Annotated in this window: 17 protein-coding genes; 7 read left to right on the top strand and 10 right to left on the bottom strand. The window is 64.5% G+C overall.

What is annotated here, in order from left to right:
• Positions 1-57: 57 nt before the first annotated feature.
• Positions 58-1,224 carry a GGDEF domain-containing protein gene (locus tag U1H99_RS07460; protein WP_323141077.1) on the top strand — a complete coding sequence of 389 codons (1,167 nt, stop codon included), beginning with the start codon at positions 58-60 and terminating at the stop codon, positions 1,222-1,224.
• Positions 1,225-1,233: 9 nt separating this feature from the next.
• Here U1H99_RS07460 and U1H99_RS07455 read toward each other — a convergent pair whose 3' ends face one another.
• A complete protein-coding gene (locus U1H99_RS07455; protein WP_323141076.1) occupies positions 1,234-2,322 on the bottom strand; it encodes an RNA methyltransferase in 1,089 nt (362 codons plus the stop codon).
• Between the two features lie 136 nt (positions 2,323-2,458).
• Entirely contained in the window at positions 2,459-3,547 is a 1,089-nt protein-coding gene (apbC, locus tag U1H99_RS07450) for an iron-sulfur cluster carrier protein ApbC (protein ID WP_323141075.1), read from the bottom strand.
• 148 nt (positions 3,548-3,695) lie between these two features.
• Here apbC and metG point away from each other — a divergent pair, with 148 nt between their 5' ends.
• From metG to U1H99_RS07420, 6 genes are all read left to right on the top strand, one after another.
• Positions 3,696-5,858: a methionine--tRNA ligase gene (gene metG, locus U1H99_RS07445; protein WP_323141074.1), complete on the top strand. Its 2,163-nt coding sequence runs from the start codon at positions 3,696-3,698 to the stop codon at positions 5,856-5,858.
• Positions 5,859-6,135: 277 nt separating this feature from the next.
• Positions 6,136-7,452, top strand: a complete 1,317-nt coding sequence (locus tag U1H99_RS07440) for an enoyl ACP reductase FabMG family protein (RefSeq protein ID WP_323141073.1) — start codon at positions 6,136-6,138, stop codon at positions 7,450-7,452.
• A gap of 87 nt (positions 7,453-7,539) precedes the next feature.
• Positions 7,540-7,749 (top strand): DUF3460 family protein, encoded by a 210-nt coding sequence (locus U1H99_RS07435; RefSeq protein ID WP_323141072.1) that lies wholly within the window; start codon positions 7,540-7,542, stop codon positions 7,747-7,749.
• A gap of 26 nt (positions 7,750-7,775) precedes the next feature.
• Entirely contained in the window at positions 7,776-8,663 is an 888-nt protein-coding gene (locus U1H99_RS07430; protein ID WP_323141071.1) for a segregation and condensation protein A, read from the top strand.
• A gap of 39 nt (positions 8,664-8,702) precedes the next feature.
• Positions 8,703-9,542 carry a pantoate--beta-alanine ligase gene (gene panC, locus U1H99_RS07425; RefSeq protein WP_323141070.1) on the top strand — a complete coding sequence of 280 codons (840 nt, stop codon included), beginning with the start codon at positions 8,703-8,705 and terminating at the stop codon, positions 9,540-9,542.
• Between the two features lie 97 nt (positions 9,543-9,639).
• A complete protein-coding gene (locus tag U1H99_RS07420) occupies positions 9,640-10,395 on the top strand; it encodes a flagellar regulator YcgR PilZN domain-containing protein (protein ID WP_323141069.1) in 756 nt (251 codons plus the stop codon).
• Positions 10,396-10,436: 41 nt separating this feature from the next.
• Here the strand turns inward: U1H99_RS07420 and U1H99_RS07415 are convergent, their stop codons facing one another.
• The 8 genes from U1H99_RS07415 to cheA all read right to left on the bottom strand — a co-directional run bounded on the left by U1H99_RS07415 (position 10,437) and on the right by cheA (position 18,238).
• Positions 10,437-11,642 (bottom strand): EAL and HDOD domain-containing protein, encoded by a 1,206-nt coding sequence (locus tag U1H99_RS07415; protein WP_323141068.1) that lies wholly within the window; start codon positions 11,640-11,642, stop codon positions 10,437-10,439.
• An 81-nt stretch (positions 11,643-11,723) separates the two neighbouring features.
• Positions 11,724-12,365: a protein phosphatase CheZ gene (cheZ, locus tag U1H99_RS07410; protein WP_323141067.1), complete on the bottom strand. Its 642-nt coding sequence runs from the start codon at positions 12,363-12,365 to the stop codon at positions 11,724-11,726.
• Positions 12,366-12,761 carry a chemotaxis response regulator CheY gene (gene cheY / locus U1H99_RS07405; RefSeq protein WP_323141066.1) on the bottom strand — a complete coding sequence of 132 codons (396 nt, stop codon included), beginning with the start codon at positions 12,759-12,761 and terminating at the stop codon, positions 12,366-12,368.
• 134 nt (positions 12,762-12,895) lie between these two features.
• On the bottom strand, positions 12,896-13,972 hold the full coding sequence (locus tag U1H99_RS07400) for a protein-glutamate methylesterase/protein-glutamine glutaminase (RefSeq protein WP_323141065.1): 1,077 nt from the start codon (positions 13,970-13,972) through the stop codon (positions 12,896-12,898).
• A 17-nt stretch (positions 13,973-13,989) separates the two neighbouring features.
• Positions 13,990-14,592 (bottom strand): chemoreceptor glutamine deamidase CheD, encoded by a 603-nt coding sequence (gene cheD, locus U1H99_RS07395; protein ID WP_141833829.1) that lies wholly within the window; start codon positions 14,590-14,592, stop codon positions 13,990-13,992.
• 11 nt (positions 14,593-14,603) lie between these two features.
• Positions 14,604-15,455, bottom strand: coding sequence for a CheR family methyltransferase (locus tag U1H99_RS07390; RefSeq protein ID WP_141833826.1), 852 nt, complete (start codon positions 15,453-15,455; stop codon positions 14,604-14,606).
• 76 nt (positions 15,456-15,531) lie between these two features.
• Entirely contained in the window at positions 15,532-16,026 is a 495-nt protein-coding gene (locus U1H99_RS07385; protein WP_323141064.1) for a chemotaxis protein CheW, read from the bottom strand.
• A 34-nt stretch (positions 16,027-16,060) separates the two neighbouring features.
• Positions 16,061-18,238, bottom strand: a complete 2,178-nt coding sequence (cheA, locus tag U1H99_RS07380) for a chemotaxis protein CheA (RefSeq protein WP_323141063.1) — start codon at positions 18,236-18,238, stop codon at positions 16,061-16,063.
• Between the last annotated feature and the right edge of the window lie 4 nt (positions 18,239-18,242).

Below are 18,242 nucleotides of genomic sequence, written 5' to 3'. Positions count from 1 at the left end.
TTTCAAGTTTCGCTACAGTCCCTCTCCTTTTTCATCAAATTATCCTCTTCGCCATCCATGCCGAACGATCCGGGCACCGCCTCAATCGCGCGACTGCGCGGAGAATTTACCTGTGCCGCCACGGAAATCGGCTTCCTGCACCAGAATACCGCCACCATCCTGCGCGACTTGCGCCGTTCGGTCCTGCTGTGTTCCCTGTGCTACGCCTTGTTCGGCATCGCCGACGTGCTGGCGCTGGGCCTGCCCGGCGCGCTGGTTCCCTTGCTGTCGCGCCTGTTCCCACCGCTGGTGGCGATCGCAGGCCTGCGCCACGTGAGCCGCGCGGCCGCGCCGATCAGGGCTGCCTACCGGTCGTCCGCCATCACGTCGCTGCTGGCCATGAGCAGCTACCTGGTCGTCGTCTGCTACCGGCCCCACGACATCCTGCTGCACGGCATGGCGATGAGCCTGATGGCGGTGGCGGTGCTGATCTTCATGCCTGGCCGCGTCCTCACCGCCGTGCTGATCGCGCCCGGCGTGAGCCTCGTGTTCGTCCTGCTGGCCTGGCACCTGGATGCGACAGACGCGCAAAGCCTCGGTGCGATGACGATGATGATCGTGTTTGCCAACGTCTTCGGGGTCGCCGCCTGCTATCGCCACGCGCGCCTGTGGCGCGAGCAGTACTGGGCCCAGCAGGTACTGACCAACCTGTCGGTGCGCGACCCGCTGACAGGCTGCTACAACCGGCGCCACCTGAACGCCGCCCTGCTCGACGGCGAGATCGTGCGCGCGCGCCGCTACCGCCTGCACCTGTCGCTGATCATGTGCGACCTCGACGGCTTCAAGGCCATTAACGACACCCATGGCCACCATGGCGGCGACGAATTGCTGTGCAGCTTCGCCACCCTGGTGCTGGCGATGACGCGCGACGCGGTCGATACCGTGGTGCGCTACGGCGGCGAGGAATTCCTGATCATCCTGCCGGAGACGCCACTGGACGGCGCGACCGAACTGGCCGAACGCATACGCGCCACCTTCGCCGGCCAGCAGCTGCAGCTCGGTGCGGCGACCCTGTCGACCACCGCCAGCTTTGGCGTGGTCAGTGCCGACTTCGCCGCCGCCAGGTCGGTCACGCCGCAAGCGCTGATCGCGGCCGCGGACGAATTGATGTACGACGCCAAGCGCGGCGGGCGCAACCAGGTGCACTCGCACCAGCTGACGCCGCACCTCGGCCTGGCCTCCTGAGGCCTCTGCTTAGTTGCCCGTGTAATTGCCCGTGTAATTGCCCGTGACTTCGGCCGGCGACGTTTCCGCCGGCTGCCGCCGGTGCAGGCGCACCGGCTGGTCCTGCGCCGCCCGCGCCCGCAGCTGGCCGCAGCCGCCGTCGACATCCTGCCCGGCCGAATCGCGCAGCTTGGTCAGGATGCCGCGCTCGAACAGGTGGGCCGCGATGGCCTGGGCCTTATCCCAGCCCGGCCTTGCGTACGGCAGGCCGGGGTTGGTGTTGTACGGGATCATGTTCAGCACCGCGTACTTCCCGCGCAACAGGCCGACGATCGCATCCAGCTCGTCCTGGCCGTCGTTGACGCCGTCCAGCAGCGTCCACTGGTACTGGATCGGATACCCGGTCAGGCGCGCATAGCGCTCGCCCTCGGCCACCAGTTCGGCCGGATCGAAGCGCGGCGCGCGCGGCAGCAGGTATTCGCGCAATGCCGGCTTGGTCGTGTGCAGGGACAGGGCCAGCGCCGGCTTCACCCGCCCTTGCGGCAGGCGCTCGAACACGCGCGGGTCGCCGACGGTCGAGAACACCAGGTTCTTGTGCGCGATGTCGCCCTCGATGCCGAGCAGCTCGATCGCTTCCAGCACGTTGTCCAGGTTATGGGCAGGCTCGCCCATCCCCATGAACACGACCTTTTTCACCGGCCGCCGGCGCCGCGCCAGCACCACCTGGGCGACGATCTCGCCGCTGGTCACCTGGCGCACCAGGCCGCCCTGCCCGGTCATGCAGAAGCGGCAACCGACCGCGCAGCCGACCTGGCTCGATACGCACACGCCGTCGCGCGGCAGCAGCACCGACTCCACCGTCTGCCCATCGTGCAGGCCGACCAGCAGACGCGCCGAGCCGTCTTCTGCGGGGTGGGTGCTCAGGATGCGCGCCAGGCCGTCGAGTTCGGCGTCGATCTGCGGCAGCGCTTCGCGCACGGGCTTGGGCAGGAAATCGTCGGGGCGGCGGCGGCCGTGGTGGTGGCCGCTGTCGCGGATCCAGTCGCGCAGGATGCGGTCTTCGTGCAGCGGGCGGGCGCCGAGGGCGCGCAGGCGGGTGCGGATGGCTTCGATGCGCACGATGAGCAGGGCTAAAGCGTGAGAACGGATAGGTACTTATAAACGTCGCCCCCGCCTGCGAAGGGACGACGTGCGGAAGCTAACTCACAAAACCGGGGTCAGAGCCCCAAGAAAAACCGGGCTCTGCCCCCTTCGATCAGTCGTTTTTCACGACGATCGTCGGGAACTTGGCGCTCATGTCCTTCGCCTGCTCCGCCACCTTGATCGCCACCTTGCGCGCGATCTCTTTATAGATGCCGGCCACGGCGCCATCCGGCTCGGCCACCACGGTCGGTGCACCGGAATCGGTCTGCTCGCGGATCGACAGCTGCAGCGGCAGCTTGCCCAGGAACTCGATGTTGAAATCGGTACTCATCTTCTCGCCGCCGCCGCTGCCGAAGATCGCTTCGACGTGGCCGCAGTTCGAGCAGATGTGGGTGCTCATGTTTTCCACCACGCCCAGGATCGGGATGCCGACCTTCTCGAACATCTTGACGCCCTTGCGCGCGTCGAGCAGCGCGATGTCCTGCGGAGTGGTGACGATCACGGCGCCGGTGACCGGCACTTTCTGGGCCAGGGTCAGCTGGATGTCGCCGGTGCCCGGCGGCATGTCGACGATCAGGTAATCGAGGTTGCGCCAGTTGGTCTGTTCCAGTAGCTGCTGCAGGGCCTGGGTGACCATCGGGCCGCGCCACACCATCGGCTCGTCCGGATCGATCAGGAAACCGATCGACGACACCTGCACGCCGTGGTTTTCCAGCGGCTCCATGCTCTTGCCGTCCAGCGTTTGCGGACGGCCGCTCACGCCCAGCATCATCGGCTGCGACGGGCCGTAGATGTCGGCGTCCAGCAGGCCGACGCTGGCGCCTTCGGCGGCCAGGGCCAGGGCCAGGTTGACCGCGGTGGTCGACTTGCCGACGCCGCCCTTGCCGGAGGCGACGGCGATGATGTTCTTCACATTCGGCATCACCTTCAAGCCACGCTGCACCGTGTGCGAGATGATCTTCTGGGTGACGTTGACGCTGACGTTCTCGATGCCGGGCAGCTGGCGCAGCGCGGCGATGACGGCGCTGCGGATGCCGGCAATCTGGCTCTTGGCCGGGTAGCCGAGTTCGACGTCGAGGGCGACATTGCCGCCATCGACCTGGATGTTCTTGACCGACTTGGACGAAACGAAATCTTTATTGGTATTAGGATCGACGACGGCGGACAGGGTTGCCTTGACGTCTTCTGCAGTGATGCTCATGTAAATCTCCGGATGTGATACGCAAGTTTAGCGCAAAACCGTGTATTGACTGAGGTCAGGGGCGAGAATAGCGCCAATGCCCCCTGCGCGTTCAGGGACATCCGCTGGTAAAATGCCTTTTTTCATATTTTCACCACCCCTTCCGACCATGACACGCAAGCTGTTCGTCACCACTGCCCTGCCCTATGCCAACGCCGCCTTCCACATCGGCCACATGATGGAGTACATCCAGGCCGACATCTGGGTCCGCTTCCAGCGCATGCAGAATGATAATGGGCAGCCGCGCGTGGTGCACTTCGTCGGCGCCGACGACACCCACGGCACGCCGATCATGATCGCCGCCGAGAAAGAAGGCGTGACGCCGCAGGAATTCGTGGCCAAGATCGCCGCCGGCCGCGCCCAGTACCTGGACGGTTTCCACATCGCCTTCGACAATTGGTATTCGACCGACTCGCCGGAAAACGTCGACCTGTCGCAGGGCATCTACCGCCGCCTGCGCGACGCCGGCCTGATCTACACCAAGACCGTCGACCGTTTCTATGACACGGCGAAAGGCATGTTCCTGGCCGACCGCAACATCAAGGGCGAGTGCCCGGTGTGCCACGCCAAGGACCAGTACGGCGACAACTGCGAAGTCTGCGGCGCCGCCTACCAGCCGACCGAACTGATCAATCCCTACTCGGTGTTCACCGGCTCGACCCCGATCCTGAAGCCGTCCGAACAGTATTTCTTCAAGCTGTCCGATCCGCGCTGCTTCCAGTTCCTGAAGGAATGGCTGAACACGCCGGGCCGCCTGCAGCCGGAAATGGTGAATAAAGTGTCCGAATGGCTGGGCGAGAACGGCGAAAAGCTGGCCGACTGGGATATTTCGCGCGACGCGCCCTACTTCGGCATCCCGATTCCGGATGCGCCGGGCAAGTTCTTCTACGTCTGGCTGGACGCGCCGGTCGGCTACCTGGCCTCGCTGAAGAATTACTTCGAAAAGAAAGGCCTCGACTACGACGCCTTCCTGCAGGACCCGAGCGCCGAGCAAGTGCACTTCATCGGCAAGGACATCGTGTCCTTCCACCTGCTGTTCTGGCCGGCGATGCTGAATTTCTCGGGCCACCCGATCATCGACAAGCTCAAGGTCAATGTCCACGGCCACCTGACCGTGAATAACGAAAAGATGTCGAAGTCGCGCGGCACCGGCATTTCGCCGCTGCGCTACCTGGACCTGAAAATGAATCCGGAGTGGCTGCGCTACTACCTGGCGTTCAAGCTGAACAGCAAGGTCGAAGACCTGGACTTCACCGGCGAGGACTTCGTCGCCCGCGTCAATAGCGACCTGATCGGCAAGTACGTCAACATCGCCTCGCGTTGCGCCGGCTTCATCGCCAAGAAGTTCGACGGCAAGCTGGCTGCGACCCTGTCCGACAACGCCAGGGAATGGCTGGCGCGTGCCCTGAATGGTGAAAACGGCGAACGCCAGGCATCGATCGCAGCCAGCTTCGAGGCGCGCGAATTCGGCAAGGCGCTGCGCGAGATCATGGAGATCGCCGACGTTGCCAACCGCTACGTCGACGAGAACAAGCCGTGGATCCTGGCCAAGGACGACACCAAAATCGCCGAGCTGCACGACGTCTGCACCACCGCGCTGATCCTGTTCCGCCAGCTGACCATCCTGCTGTCGCCGGTGCTGCCGCACGTGGCGGCGCGCGTGCAGGAATTCCTGGGCGATGCGGGCTTCACCTGGGCTGACACGACCGGCGCCGCCGTGTACGAGACGATGCTGGGCCGCACCATCGGTGCCTACAGCCACCTGATGCAGCGTGTGGATGCCAAGATGGTCGAGGACTTGTTCGACAAGCCGGCGGTTGCCGCTCCGGCTGCTGCCGCGCCTGCCGCTGCCGCCACCGCAGCACCGACCGAAGCCGGCGAGGCCTCTGAAGCGAGCGTAGCGACCTCCGCCGATATCGAAGAGCTGGCCCCGGAAATCTCGATCGACGACTTCACCAAGATCGACCTGCGCGTGGCGAAAATCGTCAATTGTGAGCACGTCGAAGGTTCCAGCAAGCTGCTGCGCCTCACGCTGGACGTGGGCGAAGGCCGCTATCGTAATGTGTTCTCGGGGATCAAGTCGGCCTACCAGCCAGAACAATTGATCGGCAAGCTGACCGTGATGGTCGCCAACCTGGCGCCGCGCAAGATGAAGTTCGGCGTGTCGGAAGGCATGGTGCTGTGTGCGTCGGCCAAGGATGAAAAGTCCAACCCGGGCCTGTATGTGCTGGAGCCGGTGTCGGGTGCGCAGCCGGGGATGCGGATTCGTTAAGTAAATATTGTCGGCTGAAAGACCGTCGCCCCTGCGGAGGCAGGGGCCCAAGTTCGTGGCAAACCGCCATACTTGGACCCCTGCCTCCGCAGGGGCGACGTGCGAAGCTTAACGACTACGGCTTCAGCGCCAAACGTCATTGGCCTCTTGCCAAGTCAGCACCATTTTTTGCCAAGCAGTGGCGTTATAATGCCCTGCTTTATCAGCAACACCAATAAACCAATAGGCGGCCGGCCCAGTCCGAGCCCCAGTCCTTCTTATATAGGTAGCGAACAATATGACCGAATACAAAGCCCTGAGACACATCCCGCACGCGAACCTGTTCCGCCAAGGTGACGTGTTCGTCCTGTTCGGCGAACTGTTCGGCCGTGGCTACGCAAACGGCCTGGTCGACGAGGCGCGCGCCGCCGGCATGACCATCCTCGGCATCACCGTCGGCCGCCGCAACGACGACGGCACCCTGCGTGCCCTGACCGCGGAAGAACACGCCGAAGCCGAAGCCAAGCTCGGCGGCCGCATCGTCAACGTGCCGCTGATGGCGGGCTTTGACATGGATGCGCCGGCCGGCGAGCAGAACCCGACCGAGATGCTGTCCGGTATCACCTTGAAGGGCTGGCAGGAAGACAAGCTGGACTGGGACAAGATCGAAGCCTGCCGCCAGGCCGGCGTGCGCCGCTTCAGCGAGTCGGCCAGCCAGGCGATGGCCGAGATCGACAAGCTGATCCCGGACGGCGCCAACGTGTTCTTCGCCCACACCATGGCCGGCGGCATTCCCCGGATCAAGGCCTTCCTGGCCATCGCCAACCGCATCTACAAGGGCCGCGGCGACCGCTTCATGTCCTCGCGCGCCCTGCTGGACAGCGACCTGGGCAAGCTGATCCTGATGAACTTCGACGAAGTCTCGGCCAACACGCTGCAGCACCTGATCGACGCCTCGAGCGCGATCCGCGAGCGCATCACGGCCAAGGGCGGCCAGGTGCGCTACACCGCCTACGGCTACCACGGTACCGAAGTGCTGATCGGCGGCGAATACAAGTGGCAGACCTACACCAACTACACCCAGGGCTATGCCAAGATGCGCCTGGAGTCGATCGCCGAGGCAGCCTGGAAGGGAGGCATCTTCGCGACCGTGTTCAACTGCCCGGAAATCCGCACCAACTCGTCCGACATCTTCGTCGGCGTGGAACTGTCGCTGTTCCCGCTGCTGAGCGCCCTCAAAAAAGAGGGTGGAGGCGCCTGGGCACAGGCACAGTGGGACACGTGCCAGACCCTGCTGGGCGAAGGCGTGTCGCTGCAGTCGATTCTGGACAAGCTGGAAAGCTACCTGCAGACCGAGACCAGCGCCGGCTTCCGCAACTACGAAGCCTGGCCGATGGACAACACGCCGGAGCTGGCCGACCTGATGATCGGTACCTCGGACGAGATCACCTCGCTGCACACGGACCGGAAAGCGCTGATCACCGACCACCTGTCGGCGCTGGTGGTGGAAGCGACCGGTCCGCTGATGTTCCACAGCGCGGCCGAGAAGGTCGCGCCGGTGCTGTGGCTCAACCACGACATCATCGCCCGCCAGCTCAACGAGCTGCACAAATAAGGCGGCGCGGCAGTATCATTGCATGTTCGCCCGGGCGGCCCGCTAGTCGCCGCCCCGGTATTCCTTGTAAGTCAAGCCAAGAGAACCATGAGCCTGTTCAAGAAACACGTCAACTACGAATCCGATCACACCAAGTTCATCAAGGAACTGAAGGAAAAGACCCCGGGCATGGACGAGCGCCAGCTCGTTGGCCGCTCCCTGCTGTGGGACAAGGCACCACTGTCGCTGGACGAGCAGCGCCGCATCGCCGAGTCGCGCCTGCGCCAGAACGCTTATCCGTACCAGACCAAGGTCTGAGGATCTGAGGCCGAAGGCTGACGCCGATGATGCCGGAAGAAGTAGCCGGCGACGGCACCACCCCTGACGGGGCCGCCGGCAGCCAGCCGCAGCCGGACCAGGAACATGCACTCAACGCCGCGGCCGATGCTGCCGAGGCGGCCATTGCACGCCTGTACGGCGAGCCGCTGCTGCGCCTGCCCACCGACCTGTACATCCCGCCCGACGCACTCGAGGTGTTCCTGGACGCCTTCGAGGGTCCGCTCGACCTGCTGCTGTACCTGATCCGCAAGCAGAACTTCAACATCCTCGACATCCCGATGGCGCAGGTGACCCTGCAATACCTGGAATACGTCGAGCAGATCCGGAAGAGCAACCTGGAACTGGCCGCCGAATATCTGCTGATGGCGGCGATGCTGATCGAAATCAAGTCGCGCATGCTGCTGCCGAAGCGTCAGGACGACCTGATCGAGGAAGTCGGCGACCCGCGCGCGGAACTGGTGCGGCGCCTGCTGGACTACGAGCAGATCAAGCTGGCGGCCCAGGCACTGGGTGCCCTGCCCCAGGTCGACCGCGACTTCCTGCGCCCCGAGCTGACCATCGAACAGGGCCTGGCCCCGGTCTGGCCGCACGTCGACGCGCACGACCTGCAGCGCGCCTGGATGGATGTGCTGCGCCGCGCCAAGCTGACCCAGCATCACCGGATCGGGCGCGAGGAACTCTCCGTGCGCGAGCACATGTCCGCCATCCTGCGTACACTGCAATCGCGCCGCTTCATCGAGTTCGCGGAGTTGTTCGACGGCCATGCCGGCGTCCCGGTCGTCGTGGTCCATTTCGTGGCCATGCTCGAGCTGGCCAAGGAAACCCTGATCGAAATTACCCAGGCCGAGGCGTTCGCGCCGATCTATGTGCGGCTGGCTTATTCGCCGGCCTGAACACGCTTCACGTACCACGCTTTACACACCGAGTCCCCCATGAAAATCATTTCCTCCATCGACGACTTGCGCGACCAGCTGAGTGGCCAACTGCGCACCGCCTTCGTGCCCACCATGGGCAACCTGCACGAGGGCCATCTGTCGCTGATGCGCCTGGCGCGCAAGCACGGCGACCCGGTGGTCGCGTCGATCTTCGTCAACCGCCTGCAGTTCGGCCCGAACGAAGACTTCGACAAGTACCCGCGCACCTTCCAGGCCGACGTCGACAAGCTGGAAAAGGAAGGCGTGTACGTGCTGTTCGCGCCGACCGAGAAAGACCTGTATCCGGAACCCCAGGAATACCGCGTGCAACCGCCGGATGGCCTGGGCAACATCCTGGAAGGCGAATTCCGTCCCGGCTTCTTCAACGGCGTGTGCACGGTTGTCACCAAGCTGTTTTCCTGCGTGCAGCCGCGCGTGGCCGTGTTCGGCAAGAAGGATTACCAGCAGCTGATGATCATCCGTAACATGGCGCGCCAGTTCGCCATGCCGACCGAGATCATCGGTGCCGAGACCTTCCGTGCCGCCGACGGCCTGGCGCTGTCCTCGCGCAACGGCTACCTGTCGGGCGAAGAACGCGCCGAGGCCCCCTTCCTGTACCAGACGCTGAACTGGGTGGCCGAGCAGACCCGCGGCGGCTACCCCGACCTGCTGGCACTGGAGCGCGCCGCCATGGCCCGCCTGGCCGAACGCGGCTGGAAACCCGACTACGTGTCGATCCGCAAGCGCATGAACCTGCAGGCGCCGACGGCGGACGAACATGCGGCCGGCGCACCGCTGGTGGTATTGGCGGCGGCCAAACTGGGCAATACCCGCCTGATCGATAATCTCGAGATCTGAGTATTTCTACTAAGAAAATTACTTGTAGAAATTACCAACAAGACTTGCTAGACTCGGGGTTTGGCTTTTTACCCCGTCCCCGTAAAAAGGAACCCTCGTGACTGATCTCAGCTTCATGCCCGTGCGCAAAGGACCGCCCACGTTGTCGGATGCGGTCGACCGAATCACCCTGAACACCGTGGCGCACGAGATGCGCGACCCCTTCGATATCGGCGACACGCTGTCGATGCTGGCCCAGACCGGTGAAGCGGTCACGGTCTACCCGCCCGGGCGCGACCTGGTGATGGCGCGCATCGCCTCGATCGACCCGGAACGCCGCACCTTGATCCTCGACCTGGCCGAGGACAGCCTGCTCGACGAGGGCCGCGCCTGCATCGTGGCTTCGCTGGGCGGCAACGCCAAGATCCAGTTCGAAGTCGACGCCAACTGGACCATCGTGCCCGGCGAGGGCTACCTGGTCGAGCTACCGTTGCCGGTCGCCTGCCTGGTGCTGAACCGCCGCGCCGAACAGCGCCTGGACACCCCGATCGGCGTCAACTACAGCGCCAGCTTCACGGTGCTGGGCAAGGTACTGGAAATGCCGCTGTACGATTTTTCGCGCGGCGGCGTCGGCCTGCGCGCGACGCCGGAACAGGCGTACGAGCTGTACGTGGGCAAGAAACTGGAAGGCGTCGACCTCGAGCTCGGCAATTCGCTGGCGATCAAGGCCGACCTCGAAGTACGGCTGCTGCGGCCGTTCCGCACCTTCCTGCTGGGACAGCAGGTACAGGTGGGGTGCCGGATCTCGAACATCACCATGCAGATGCGGCAGGGGCTGGATCGGGCGGTGAGTACCGCGCAAAAGCGCAAATGAAAAACGGCCCGAACGGGCCGTTTTGTTTTTAGTAGCGCCCCTCACGCCGCCACATTCTGCGCCCAGGCCAGCGCCGACAGGTGCGCCTTGTTGACCTCGGCCGGCGAGAGTTCCAGCGACCCGGCCAGCGACGCCACCAGGTTCGAATTCAGCTCGCAGGCCTCCGCCAGCGCCAGATACGGCCCGTAGGCGCCGTCGCGCGTCACCAGCGCCCGCACCACCGCGTCCGGCAGCTGGATCGTGTCCAGCACTTCCTGCATCGGCAGCCCGAGCAGGCGGTCCAGCAGCGAGAACATGCCGGCCACGAACAGGTGCTCGGCATCGGCCTTGCCCAGGTGCTTCTGGCCCAGCAGCTCGCACAGGCGCGCGCGCACCACCGCGGTTTCCATCAGCACCGGCGAGTAGCCGCTGCTGCTCGCCGTCGCCAGCAGCAGCACCAGCCAGCGGTACAGCGGCGCGTAGCCGAGCATGGCGATGGCTTGGCGCAGCGACTGGATGTCGCGGCCGGCGCCGAAGCCTGCGGAATTGATGAAGCGCAGCAGCTTGTAGGTCAGCGCCGGGTCGCGCTTGAGCACGGCTTCGATCCTGGGTACGTCGTCGTTGTTCTGCACCATCTGCATCAGCTGCAGGATGATGGTCTGGGCCGGGTTCATGCCTTTCACCGGATTGCCCGGACGCGGGGTCAGGTGCAGCTTGCCGACGATGGAATCGATGCCGAGCGCGGCGCAGGCGTCGAAATCCTGCCAGGTCGAGACCGGCCGCCCGACCAGGCGCAAGGTCGACTGCTTGGCGGCGGCATAGGTGCGGGCCTGGGTAGCGACGTCGGTGCCGGCGAACTTCACTTCGGCATACGACGCCAGCGGCGCCAGGTTGCGTCCCAGCAGGTCGAGATTGGCGCCGCGGATCGAGATGCCGACCCCGCCGGCGCGCAAGCCCTGCACGGCGGCGCGGGTATCGGCATTCGCCAGGTCGCGCACGCGCACCGACAGCACGGTGCGTTCCGGCGGCAGCGCATGCAGTGCGTCGATCGACAGCATGGCAGGCACGGCGTCGAGGAACAGCACCTTGTCGCGCAGGAGCCAGCCCTGCTCCTCGTCGACGAGGTGGGCGGCGACGAAGCCGACCAGGTCTTCGAGGTCGGCGTCGGCGAACGCATGTCCGTTCTGTTGCCAGCAGAGCTCGTAGCCAATCACACGCTGTTTCGGGTCGAGCAAGGGCTCCCGGACGATGTAGTTGGTCTGGTGCATTTTCTAGGCGACGCTATCGTTGGAAACTGTAAAACTTGCGTGCCACCAGGGGGAGGCGGCACGGCCAAGGCTGGCGTGTTCTCAGAAGCCGAGGCTGTCCAGCAGGTCGTCGACCTGAGCCTGATCGCCCACGACTTCGCTGTTGCCTTCCGGGTTGATCTGGGGACCGTTCATCAGGCCGTTGTCGAGCTCGCGGCGCACTTCGGCCGGCGCGAAATCGACCAGCACCTGCACCAGCTGCTGCTCCAGGTTCTGGGCGATGCCGGTGATGCGCTTGATCACCTGCCCGGTCAGGTCCTGGAAGTCCTGGGCCATCATGATGTCCATCAGGTGGCCCTTGGTGGCGCCGGCGGCGGCGCGCGAGGCGTCCAGGCCGGCAACGGTGCGTTCGGCCAGCGCGCGCAGTTCGGGCGCCATGGCGGCCGCCTCGCCAGAGGCCAGCAGCGCCTGCCAGGCGCCGGACAGGTCGCCGGCACTGCTGTCGATGCCGTCCTGCAGCGGATTGGCCGCATCGGTGGCATCCAGCACGCGCTTGGCGGCGTCTTCCGACAGACGCGCCACGTAGTCGAGGCGGCCACGCGCGTCGGGAATGTCGCTGGCGGCCTTTTCGATCAGCTTGTCCAGGCCCAGGCCGCGCAGGCTTTCGTGCAGCGCGCGCGTCATGTGTCCGATCCGGCTCAGCACCTCGTCATGCGAGGCCACATCCGCGGTGTATTCGGCCATTTAGGCTGCCTTTTCCATCTTTTCGAAAATCTTGTTCAGCTTTTCGTCCAGAGTGGCCGCGGTGAACGGCTTGACGACGTAGCCATTGGCGCCGGCCTGGGCCGCCGCGATGATGTTTTCCTTCTTGGCTTCGGCGGTCACCATCAGCACCGGCAGCTTAGCCAGCACCGGGTCGGAACGGATGTTCTGCAGCATGGTCAGGCCGTCCATGTTCGGCATGTTCCAGTCCGAGACCACGAAGTCGAACTGCTCGCTGCGCAGCTTGGCCAGGGCCATCACGCCGTCTTCGGCTTCGTCGACATTGGAGTAACCCAGTTCTTTCAACAAGTTCCGGACGATGCGGCGCATCGTCGAGAAATCGTCAACCACTAAAAAACGCATCTTTGGATCAGCCATGAAATACTCCGTTGTCTTTCTGTATCTGTGTTGGTTGGATTCGGCACTGCAGGAACACACGCCCTAACAGCGTCTAGCATAGCAGTTTTGTTGCTCTACGGCGATAAAACGGGGGCCAAAGCAACGGGTTCGGATCAAACGCGCAACGCTCGGCCGCCATGTGTTGCCAAATGGCCAAGGACCAGGCCCGGCAAGACGTTCAAGGCAGCCACTTCGTGCGTGGCGCCGACCGCGATCGCTTCGCGCGGCATGCCGAACACGACGCACGACGCCTCGTCCTGGGCGAAGTTGTACGCTCCTGCGGCCTTCATGTCCAGCATGCCTTGTGCGCCGTCCTTGCCCATGCCGGTCAGGATCACGCCAACCGCATTCTTGCCGGCCGCCTGGGCTGCCGAACGGAACAGCACGTCGACCGATGGGCGGTGGCGGTTGACCGGATCGGTTTGTTCGATCTTGGTCATATAGTTGGCGCCCGAGCGCGCCAGCAGCAGGTGCGAATGGCCGGGCGCGATGTAGGCGTGGCCCGGCAGCACCCGCTCGTTGCCCTGCGACTCGACCACGCTGATCCGGCACAGCGAATCGAGACGCCGTGCGAACGAGGTCGTGAAGCCTTCCGGCATGTGCTGGGCGATCAGGATGCCCGGGCAGTCGGACGGCATCTGCATCAGGAATTCGCGGATCGCCTCGGTGCCGCCGGTGGAGGCGCCGATGATGATCAGCTTTTCCGACGAGGTCAGCGGGCTGCGTAAGAGAGGCAGCGCGGCAGTGCCTGCGCCCGGCGCAGCCACTGTCCGTGCCTTGATCCGGGCACGCGCGGCGGCGCGGATCTTGTCGGTGATGAGCTCCGTGTACTCGCGCATGCCGGCCTGGATCGAGATCTTCGGCTTGGTCACGAAGTCCACCGCGCCGAGTTCGAGTGCGCGCATGGTGATCTCGGAGCCGCGCTCGGTCAGCGAGGACACCATCACCACCGGCATCGGCCGCAGGCGCATCAGCTTTTCGAGGAAATCGAGACCGTCCATCTTCGGCATCTCGACGTCCAGCGTCAGCACGTCCGGATTGACGCGCTTGATCAGGTCACGCGCGACCAGCGGATCGGGCGCGGTGCCGGCGACTTCCATGTCGGGTTGCGAGTTGACGATCTCGCTCATCACGCTGCGGATCAGGGCCGAGTCGTCGACGATGACGACTTTGATCTTCTTTTCACTCATCTTCGGGAGCTCTCCTCTCAGAACAGGTCGATGGGACCACCGACCGGCGCCTTTTTCAGGCGGCTGGCGTAATCGAGTTCACGCTTGGCCAGCGTCTCGTTTTGGGTCTGCATCAGCTTCTTCACCAGCACCTTGCCGGTACGCGGGAAGAAGTAGACCTTGCGCGGGTAGATGTCGTTCAGGTCTTCCGCCAGCACCGGGATGCGCTCGGTCTTCAGGAAACGCGTGACGAAGGCGGCGTTGCGCTCGCCCACGTTCATCGACGAGAAGCCGCGCAGGACCGCGCCGCCGCCGAACACCTTGGCTTCCAGGTTTTCGCGCCTGGCGCCGGCTTTCAGCAGGTCGTTGATCAGCACTTCCATCGCATAGGTCCCGTAGCGCATCGAGGCCGACACCGGGCTGGCACCATCGCCGCCGCCGTCCGGCAGCATGAAATGGTTCATGCCGCCCAGGCCTTTCACGCGGTCGCGGATGCAGGCAGAGACGCAGGAACCGAGCACGGTCACGATCAGCATGTCCTTGCCGGTGTAGTAGTACTCGCCGGGCAGGATCTTGGCCGCGTCGCAGTCGAAGGTCCGGTCGTAATAGACGTTGGTGGCGAAATGGCTGTTCGACTCCATGATATATATGCTCAGCCCTGGCTCAATTCATAGACCGTCTTGCCGCGCAGGCGCAGCGCGTCGGACACGTACAGGAAGTTCTCGGAGTGGCCGGCGAACAGCAGCGCGTCCGGCTTCATCAGCGGCACGAAGCGCGACAGGATGCGGCGCTGGGTCGCCTTGTCGAAGTAGATCATCACGTTGCGGCAGAAGATCGCATCGAACTGGCCCTGGACCGGCCAGCCGTCGGCCAGCAGGTTCAGCTGCTTGAAGGTGACCAGGTTGCGCAATTCCTGGCGCACCCGCACCAGGCCTTCCTGGCTGCCCTTCCCTTTCATGAAGAAGCGGCGCAGGCGCTCGCTCTCCAGCTTGTCGACGCGCTCCATCGGGTACACGCCGGCGCTGGCGGTGGCCAGCACGTTGGTGTCGATGTCGGTGGCGACGATCGACACCGGCGGCGTGAGCGTGTTGAAGGCTTCGCACAGCGTCATCGCGATCGAGTACGGTTCCTCGCCGGTGGAACTGGCCGAGCACCAGATCGTCAGGTTCCCGCCGTGCTGGCGGCGCGCCTTGAGCGCGTGTTCCGCCAGCAGCGGGAAGTGGTGCGCCTCGCGGAAGAACGAGGTCAGGTTCGTCGTCAGCGCGTTGGTGAAGGATTCCCACTCACCGTCCATGCGTCCGGCCTCGAGCGCGTCGAGGTAGGTGACGAAGGAAGCGATGCCGGTCGCGCGCAGGCGCCGCGCCAGGCGGCTGTACACCATTTCCTGCTTGCTGTCGGCCAGCGAAATGCCGGCCTGCTTGTAGATCAGGCCGCGCACACGCTCGAAGTCGTGGCGCGTGAATTCGAATTCCTTGCCGGTTTCCTGCTTGGTCGTGAGCGGCACTTTTATATAACCCTTGATTGGTAGTTCTGCGAGCCGGAGACACGGCCCTCGTGCATCCTTGCGCCGCTGCGGTTGGTCAGGCAGCCATCCGGTCGACCAGGCCCATCTCGCTGGACGACATCAGGCGGTCGATGTCGATCAGGATCAGCATGCGTTCGTCGACGGTACCCAGGCCCATCAGGTATTCGCCGTTGAAGGCGCTGCCCATTTCCGGGGCCGGCTTGATCTGATCGGGGGTGAGCGTGGTGACGTCCGACACGCTGTCCACCACCATGCCCATGATGCGGCCGCCGATGTTCAGGATGATGACGACGGTGAACTGGTCGTAGGTCGGCGTACCCAGCTTGAACTTGATGCGCATGTCGACCACCGGGATGATGATGCCGCGCAGGTTGATCACGCCCTTGATGAATTCCGGGGCGTTGGCGATGCGGGTCACGGCCTCGTAGCCGCGGATTTCCTGCACCTTCAGGATGTCGATGCCGTACTCCTCGGAACCGAGGGTGAAGGCCAGGTATTCGCTACCACCGTCGCCGGTGTCGTGGGTCTTGTTGGTCGCTTGAGTGGACATGGGATTCCTAGTCGGATGGGTTCAATCGTTGGTGTTATTGGACGACCGGATCGTCGGTCAGTTGACGCGACGAGCGCAGCAGCGCGGCCACGTCGAGGATCAGCGCCACGCCGCCATCGCCGAGGATGGTGGCGCCGGAGATCCCGGCCACCTTGCGGTAGTTCGATTCGAGGTTCTTCACCACGACCTGCTGCTGGCCGACCAGTTCGTCGATGAACAGCGCGGCCTTGCGCCCTTCCGTCTCGAGGATCACCAGGATGCCTTCGGTCGGATCGATGATGCGCGGTTCGATGTTGAACATCTGGTACAGCGGGATCAGCGGCAGGTATTCGCCGCGCACCTTGACCACGCGGCCGCGCCCGGCAATCTCCTTGATGTCCTCGCACGCGGGTTGCAGCGACTCCACCACGAAGCCGAGCGGCAGGATGTAGATTTCTTCGCCGCAGCGGATCGACATGCCGTCCAGGATCGCCAGCGTCAGCGGCAGCGAGATCAGGATCGTGGTGCCGAAGCCCTTGGCCGAGCGGATGTCGATGGTGCCGCCCATCGCCGTGATGTTGCGCTTGACGACATCCATGCCGACGCCGCGCCCGGAGACGTCGGTGACGATCTCGGCGGTCGAGAAGCCCGGCGCGAAGATCAGCTGCCAGACCTCGGCATCCGTCATGTTGCTTGACACCGGCAGGCCGTTCGAGGCCGCCTTGGCCAGGATCCTGTCGCGATTCAGGCCGCCGCCGTCGTCGGCCACCTCGATCACGATGTTGCCGCCCTGGTGGGCCGCCGACAGGAACAGGCGCCCCGATTCCGACTTGCCCGCGGCCACGCGCGCGGCCGGCATCTCGATGCCGTGGTCGATCGAATTGCGCACCAGGTGGGTCAGCGGATCGACGATGCGCTCGATCAGGCCCTTGTCCAGTTCGGTGGCGGCGCCGTTGGTGATGAAGTCGACCTTCTTGCCGAGCTTGCCGGCCAGGTCGCGCACCATGCGCGGGAAGCGCGAGAACACGAAGTCCATCGGCATCATGCGGATCGACATCACCGCTTCCTGCAAATCGCGCGTGTTGCGGGTCAGCTGCGACACCGACTGCATCAGCTTCTGGTGCAGCATCGGATCCAGGCCCGCGCTGCGCTGCTCGATCATGGCCTGGGTGATCACAAGCTCGCCGACCAGGTTGATCAGCTGGTCGACCTTTTCGATCGAGACGCGGATCGAGCCGGCTTCGGCGTGCGCGTGGGCGGCGGCTTCGGCCTTTTTGGCGGCCTGCTTTTCGGTTTTCTTTTCGGCCTCGGCTTCGGCCTGCGCCAGTACCGTCGCCGGCGCCGCCTCGGCCGCGATCTCGGCGCCATGACCGGCCGTGATGCCGGCTTCGCGCCGGATCTCTTCGATCGGCTGGAAGAAGCCGTAGCCGAGGTCGTTCTCGGACGGCGCGGCCGCGGTACTGGCGGCGTCGGCCGGGTCGAAGAAGCCGTAGCCCTGCGCATCCTCGATGCGCGCCCGTTCGGCGGCCTCGATGGCGCGCTGCTCGGGGGTCAGCGGCGGCGCCTCGAAGATCTTCAGGTCGTCCGGTTCCAGCACGAACGAGCAGATGGCGACGATGTCGTCCAGGCTTTCGTGGGTGGTGATGACCAGGGCGGTGCGGCCGCCGTCCAGCGGCGTCACCGACACCCGGCCCAGCAGGCCGAGTTCGTCGACCAGTGCGTCGACGTCGCGCTTGCCGAGTTCCGGCAGCTCGATCTTGTAGCGGTGCGCGCCTTCGCGCACTTCCTGCTTCTGCTCGGCGTGCAGGAAGGACGGCACGGTCGGCTGGTGCGTCGGCACGATCACGCCTTCGGACAGCTCGTGCAGCATCATGCGCACGTTGGCGACTTCCTCCTGGTCCACCTCGGCGCCGTTGCGGTGGCCGTCGAGCTGCATCTTGAGGATGTCCTTGGCCGCCAAAAAGGCGTCCACGTGCTGCGCGGTGAGCGCCATCTCGCCCTTGCGGATGCGGTCCAGCAGCGACTCGAGCACGTGCGTCACTTCGCTCATGTCGTTCAGGCCGAAGGTGGAGGCGCCGCCCTTGATCGAGTGGGCGGTGCGGAAGATGGCGTTCAGGTCTTCCGGGTCCGGCGATGCGATATCGACGGCCAGCAGCAGACGCTCCTTCTCGGCGAGAAGCTCTTCGGCCTCGTCGAAAAAGACCTTGTAGAACTGGCTGATGTCGATGGTCATGGTG

The sequence above is a fragment of the Massilia phyllosphaerae genome (genome assembly GCF_034659755.1).
GTDB lineage: Bacteria > Pseudomonadota > Gammaproteobacteria > Burkholderiales > Burkholderiaceae_D > Telluria > Telluria phyllosphaerae.
The sequence above is the reverse complement of the archived record's forward strand: the minus strand, read 5'-3'. Positions and strand labels throughout refer to the sequence as shown.